At 34.5% G+C, this 6,078-nt stretch carries 5 protein-coding genes and 1 pseudogene; 4 read left to right on the forward strand and 2 right to left on the reverse strand.

The window, feature by feature from the left end; all coding sequences use genetic code 11:
- Positions 1–34 precede the first annotated feature (34 nt).
- Positions 35–221, reverse strand: a pseudogene (locus CQZ94_RS32305) (hypothetical protein).
- A gap of 234 nt (positions 222–455) precedes the next feature.
- On the opposite strand from CQZ94_RS32305, the gene CQZ94_RS29885 reads away from it, so the two are divergent.
- From CQZ94_RS29885 to CQZ94_RS29895, 3 genes are all read left to right on the forward strand, one after another.
- Positions 456–1,217, forward strand: coding sequence for a hypothetical protein (locus CQZ94_RS29885; protein ID WP_105588333.1), 762 nt, complete (start codon positions 456–458; stop codon positions 1,215–1,217).
- 120 nt (positions 1,218–1,337) lie between these two features.
- Positions 1,338–2,192, forward strand: coding sequence for a phospholipase C (locus tag CQZ94_RS29890; RefSeq protein ID WP_105588334.1), 855 nt, complete (start codon positions 1,338–1,340; stop codon positions 2,190–2,192).
- A gap of 332 nt (positions 2,193–2,524) precedes the next feature.
- Positions 2,525–3,232 carry an IS6 family transposase gene (locus CQZ94_RS29895; protein WP_105588335.1) on the forward strand — a complete coding sequence of 236 codons (708 nt, stop codon included), beginning with the start codon at positions 2,525–2,527 and terminating at the stop codon, positions 3,230–3,232.
- Positions 3,233–3,726: 494 nt separating this feature from the next.
- On the opposite strand, the gene CQZ94_RS32150 is transcribed toward CQZ94_RS29895, so the two are convergent.
- Positions 3,727–4,026, reverse strand: a complete 300-nt coding sequence (locus tag CQZ94_RS32150; protein WP_033729035.1) for a hypothetical protein — start codon at positions 4,024–4,026, stop codon at positions 3,727–3,729.
- 1,522 nt (positions 4,027–5,548) lie between these two features.
- Between CQZ94_RS32150 and CQZ94_RS29905 the strand changes: the two genes are divergently transcribed.
- Complete coding sequence (locus CQZ94_RS29905) at positions 5,549–5,917, forward strand: FtsB family cell division protein (RefSeq protein ID WP_105588336.1); 369 nt, start codon at positions 5,549–5,551, stop codon at positions 5,915–5,917.
- Positions 5,918–6,078: the final 161 nt, after the last annotated feature.

A 6,078-nucleotide genomic window follows, 5' to 3' on the forward strand; every position in this document is an offset into this window, starting at 1 on the left:
GATAATTTTTATAAATAATTGCGGAATAATAAACTTACATAAATGCTTTTAAAAGCTCTTGTACGAATGGAAGTACTCCACCTATAAATTTTAAAACTGCCATTGCGATTTCCATGTTATTTCCTCCTCTTTTTATGTATTAAGATGTGGTACATCTTTATGCTTTTATTATAGTAAGCGCTTACGTTAATATCAATACATTCTGATATGCAATATTGCATATTTTTATATAATTTTTATATATACTTAAATAGATTGATGATAAAGCCAATGAACATGCAGGTTTCCTTCTTTGTGTGCTAGTTTCACCAACAAATACGTCAGACCTTTGAAAGACTTTTGTAACATTTATGAAAGAGAAATGAAAGATTTGTTAGCTAGGATGAGGCTTGTCCACTAGTAGACGATGCGCGCAGGGAGTAAAACCATTAGTGAAAATAAGGAGATATTAAGACATGTTGATTAAAAGAAAACTACCTATACTTACATTCTTGGCATTCATATTTAGTTTGATAGTTACTGTTTTTCCTACAAATTCTGCTTATGCAGCTGAGGACAATCGTATACTGGATATTTATGGGGATCCAGTCAAGACATCTAAAGATTATATAATGGTACGTAAAATTTGGGATGGTAAGCCTCGGTATGCTGCTTATGCAGGTGTAGGTGAGAAGAGACTTGGAGTAACTTATGAGAAGTTTGCGGGTTGGCATTATGTAATGCAGTATAAAGATAAATCTTATTATGGTACTGCTGAGACTCATAAGGATGCAAAAGGTAATGAGTACTATGGTACACCTATCAATTTTGAAACTCCAGATGGGGTAGAAAGTGATGGATATATAAGACATAATACGCCAGTTACTATGTCAATGTGGATTGGGGGACCAAATGCTGAGGCAGGAGGAATTAAAAAATATGTCAATGCAGGGAATCGCGGCTGGATTTATTTTAGCGATCAATCAAAAAGTACGTTAACAGTTCAGGAACAAAATGCAAAGGAAATCAATTTAATAACAGGTAAAACTGATTATCTTAGAGATAAAATGGGAAGACCTACTGATTGGTACAATGCAGATCCACAAAATTCTGAGTATGGAGTTACATCATATTTCGAGCTAGAGACTTCAGAGCAACCATTTTCAAATCAAGATAAACTATGGGGAAGTTCTGCGCCGCCATATCAATCTGGTTATGAATTGGTACCTTTACAATAGGGTATTTGTTACATTCGGCTTTATATAACTGTACTTATTAGCATTTAACGTGTCTTCCGGTAAGGTAAGAGAAAGCGCTATGAAGGAAAGTTAAATTATATATCAAATGGAGGAATATTTATGAAAAGAAAAATTTTTGCTATAGCTTCTGTCATTGCTTTAACAGCGCCTGTTCAGAGCGTGGCGTTCGCACATGAAAATGATGGGCAATTTGATCCACCTATTGCTCAAAGATGGTCAGCAGAATCTATACATAATGAAGGAGTAAGTTCTCATTTATGGATTGTCAACAGAGCTATTGATATTATGTCCCAAAATACGACTGTAGTGAAGCAAAATGAGACAGCTCTATTAAATGAATGGCGTACTAATCTAGAGGAAGGTATTTACTCTGCGGATTATAAAAACCCATACTATGATCATTCCACATTCGCTTCACACTTCTATGATCCTGATTCAGGAAAAACGTATATTCCATTTGCTAAACAAGCAAAGCAAACAGGAGCAAAGTATTTTAAATTAGCTGGTGAAGCTTATCAAAATAAAGATATGAAAAATGCATTCTTTTATTTAGGATTGTCACTTCATTATTTAGGGGATGTCAACCAACCAATGCATGCAGCAAACTTTACTAACATTTCGCATCCATTTGGCTTTCACTCAAAATATGAAAACTTCGTTGATACAGTGAAAGACAATTACAAAGTAACGGATGGAAATGGCTATTGGAATTGGCAAAGTGCAAATCCAGAAGAGTGGGTTCATGCATCAGCATCAGCAGCAAAAGCTGATTTTCCATCAATTGTTAATGACAATACGAAAAATTGGTTCCTAAAAGCAGCGGTATCACAAGACTCTGCTGACAAATGGCGTGCTGAAGTAACACCGGTAACAGGAAAACGTTTAATGGAAGCACAGCGTATTACAGCTGGATATATTCATTTATGGTTTGATACGTACGTGAATAACAAATAACAAAATACACTTATACATGGCAAAAGTTATGTATGTTATAAAGTGAAACTTCCAACGGTGGGGGCTTCATCCCCCACCTATCTTCTTTGTTTCTCTCTGAATCTTGATGTGGAAGTCTTACTGACCGCAAATAGCGGGATCAAGTAAAACGGAAACGACTATTGAGTTCAAGGGTCATCCTGAGAGTAAATACTATAATTTGAGTTTGATAAGTGTAGTTTAGAAATTTCCAAGCCTTTCAAATCAATGAAAGACTTTTGGGTTCTGGTGCAAAAAATCTCTTAAACTTGGACATACTGATATTACTACTCTACAAAAGGTGTGTGATCAGTATGGAAAAGGAGAATTTGTTCAAATGGAAGCATTATCAGCCTGAACTAATCTTATTAACAGTAAGGTGGTACCTACGGTACAATTTGAGCTTTCGTAACCTGGTGGAAATGATGGAGGAAAGAGGATTATCCATTGCTCACACAACGATTATGCGCTGGGTTCATCAATATGGGCCTCAATTAGAAGAGAAAGTACGACATCATCTTAAGCCAACAAATGACTCGTGGAGAGTCGATGAAACATATATCAAAATAAAAGGTCAATGGATGTATTTATATCGTGCTGTAGATTCCGAAGGGAACACCATTGATTTTTATCTAAGTAAATCAAGAGATAAACAAGCAGCCAAGCGCTTTTTCAAGAAAGCCTTGGCTTTTTCGTACGTGTCTAGACCTCGTGTGATAACAGTAGATAAGAACCCTGCCTATCCTGTAGCGATGCAAGAGTTGAAAGAAGAGAACCATATGCCTGAAGGCATACAACTAAGGCAAGTTAGATATCTTAATAATATAGTGGAACAAGATCATCGTTTTATTAAGAAACGCGTGCGTTCTATGTTGGGATTCAAGTCATTTAAAACAGCAACTTCTATATTGAGTGGTGTTGAAGCCATGCATATGATCAAAAAAGAACAGATTGATTTACGGGACCAGTCTGTTCAAAATCAGAAAGAATTCATCCATCAATTGTTTGGACTGGTAGCATAAAATACAATTCTGTTAGGTATATATGCACTTTATTCTTTTTTATTTTATTTTTGCACCAGAACCCTTCAAAGTTTTACCTATCGCAACTAGTGAGAGTTTATCAAAACAAAAGAGGACCTGCTATGTATAGCAAATCCTCTCCTAAAATGGCAAAGAGTAACTCTTACCTTACTCTTTGCTTATATATTACATGATTGTTAGTGAAAATTATAGAGTCTTTATATTGAGAAATAAAGAAGTATCGTTTTAATAAAAATTTCATTTTGTAGAAATAAAAACCCTAGTTTCCTAGGGTAATGGTATAACAGCTCAATATATTTTATTCTTTTAAATTTTAACGTAATATTACGTTAAAAACATCAGGTAAATGTAACCAATTGCAGAAAACAAGAGCAGCTAGCAAAAGCTAACTGCTCACCTAATGGAGGTCTTGTTCCAACTAGGTTATCTACAGTATTGACGGAATATCGAGTTTTATTCGTGAAGAGATACGTTTAACTTAATGCATAGCCCACAATCAAAGTTAGTGTTAAAAACACTGATAATAAAAGTGTTAGTAGAACTGTTACTATGCTTCTAAGCATTGAAATCCAATTATCTACTTTAGAGAATCCTTTCATACCAGCAAAAAAAGTTCCTATTGAAAAAATGAGTACAAAAAATAAAGGGTGAAAATAAACGACGTTTATAAAAGATGCATTCATTTCAGGTGTGCATACTTCAAGATATAAAAGAAAAAAGGCAATGCAAACGAATGAAAAAATAAAGGACCATAGATTTATATTATGCTTCATAGGTTGCTCCTTTGTTATCGAAATAGTTCTATTAAATTTTAATGGAAAATATAAGAAAAAGACAGTGGTTATAAATTAAAATGAATTTTTTTAACAAAATAATCCTTTGTGCGACACGTTTCCTCATAAGTGTGCAAACACGAAATAGGAGGGTTATCAATTTGATAACAACAACTGATTGATTGAAAGTAGGAATGAAAGCCGTCAGGTTGAGCTGAAACTACTTATCTGATACTCCTACATGCAAGGCGTGATAGTAGTCACAAATTGTATGAAGCTAGGTGAAGTCGGCTGAACAAAACCTAAGTGAGAAATCATATGGTAATGGATAGGTCGGGATGCTACAAACTATCTATGGTGAGAATGTCCAAAAAAACGGACTGGCGAACTTGCGAATGTACGGGTCTAAATTATTAATACATTAGAAATGTGTATGTCGTCAATGACGACGTTATCTACCGAAAAGTAAGAGTAAAGGATATGAAATTTGGAACATCTAACGATGAGGATGTAAAGATAGCAGGCTTAAAGCAAGCACCTAAGGATATATGTATAGCTAAGTCAATCGGAACGTGGTAAGCAAGAAACTGTCACTAACGTCTACTAACAGACAGGTGTATATAAGGTTCTAATGAACCGAAATTACTTTATTCTTGTGAAGGTGGGGACACAGTACCGACGAAGCATGTAACAAATGTGGAGGGATAGTTCCTAGTCTTGTTCTTTGAAAACTAAACTAACTAGATGTAACTCACAGGATCGAGTAAGATGATGGGACTTTTCGTAAGAAAGGGGAATTAATACATCGGTGAGTACAACATTGTTTGTAATCTGGTTTCTTTAGTATAAAAGGATAAGATGGGACGCTGTACGCGGTGAAAGTCGCACGTACAGTGTTAAGCGGGGGAAAAGATGGAGATAACTTCAAAGTCTTACCTATCGCAACTGAAATTATATAGGTACAATTCACATTTGAGCAGTTTTCTGAATGTAATAAGGTATTAAATTAATGAAAACGCTCAAAAATGGACAGTAAAACTGTTTCGTACGAAGGAGTGAGAGGATTGACTAATTTAATGGGAATTCGTGGGCCGCGCTATGAACGTAGACGTGGAGCTCTAAGACAAAAGTAATTTGGTTGTTTTTGCCCAAATCCCCGAAAAGGGGGAATTAGCTAAATTTATGCACTATGTCAAAAAGTACACTATATGACATAGCTAAAAATCTAGAATTTTTCATTTCAAAAATACAAATTATGCTTATTTGAAATATGTCAATTAAAATGTATATGTTTTGACATGTAGATTATTAAAAGTAGTTAAAACCCTTTATTTATAAGGGGTTTGTTTATAGTTCGCTTGCTATTCCCCCATTTCGAGGGAATGGGCAAAGATATCCAATAACGATTTTGTTTCAACTTTATAAAACTTATTTTCACTAAAATAGTTTCAAAGTTTCCATTGAACATATATAATACTTTCAAACGATTTAAATTCTACAATCAGTAATGGAGGCCTTTTTAATGGGAAACATCCCAAAAGTATTATCAGAACAATCGAACCCCAAAATACCATCACAGCAAGTGAACCCTAATAAGTACCAAGTTAATAATAAAAAAATAAGGCGCCGTGTTATAGCTGCTTTAGCTTTTATATTACCTGTGATCTTTTGTGCACAATACTCCCTTAATAAACAACAAGATAGTATTAAAAAAAAACAAATCATGATTGGTAAGGCAAAGCAAGAATTATCTTCTTTAAAAAAAGATGGGCAACACATGGAGAAAGACTTCAAAATGTTAACTGGTAGCGAAGAAGATATTTTAAAGTTCGCAAGGAAACTGTATCAATTTTCCGAGCCGAATGAAACTATATTTGTAACAACTGAATAAAGTAAGAAACCATATTCAGCACCTCGCGGTAATTCCTAATTGGGGGTCACCATATCAAAAAAAGAAAATTGTACGTTTAGACACAATTTATAGTAAGCAACAGCTAGTCTATAAACAAGCCATTTCTACAATTGCTACGTAATACATACTAGATTTATGTA

It is taken from the genome of Bacillus sp. MYb209 (assembly GCF_002975175.1).
Taxonomy (GTDB): domain Bacteria; phylum Bacillota; class Bacilli; order Bacillales; family Bacillaceae_G; genus Bacillus_A.

Coding starts and splice junctions, on each gene's coding strand:
- CQZ94_RS32150 (WP_033729035.1), bottom strand. CDS start 4,026: ATGAAGCATAATATAAATCTATGGTCCTTTATTTTTTCATTCGTTTGC.
- CQZ94_RS29895 (WP_105588335.1), top strand. CDS start 2,525: ATGGAAAAGGAGAATTTGTTCAAATGGAAGCATTATCAGCCTGAACTA.
- CQZ94_RS29890 (WP_105588334.1), top strand. CDS start 1,338: ATGAAAAGAAAAATTTTTGCTATAGCTTCTGTCATTGCTTTAACAGCG.
- CQZ94_RS29885 (WP_105588333.1), top strand. CDS start 456: ATGTTGATTAAAAGAAAACTACCTATACTTACATTCTTGGCATTCATA.
- CQZ94_RS29905 (WP_105588336.1), top strand. CDS start 5,549: ATGGGAAACATCCCAAAAGTATTATCAGAACAATCGAACCCCAAAATA.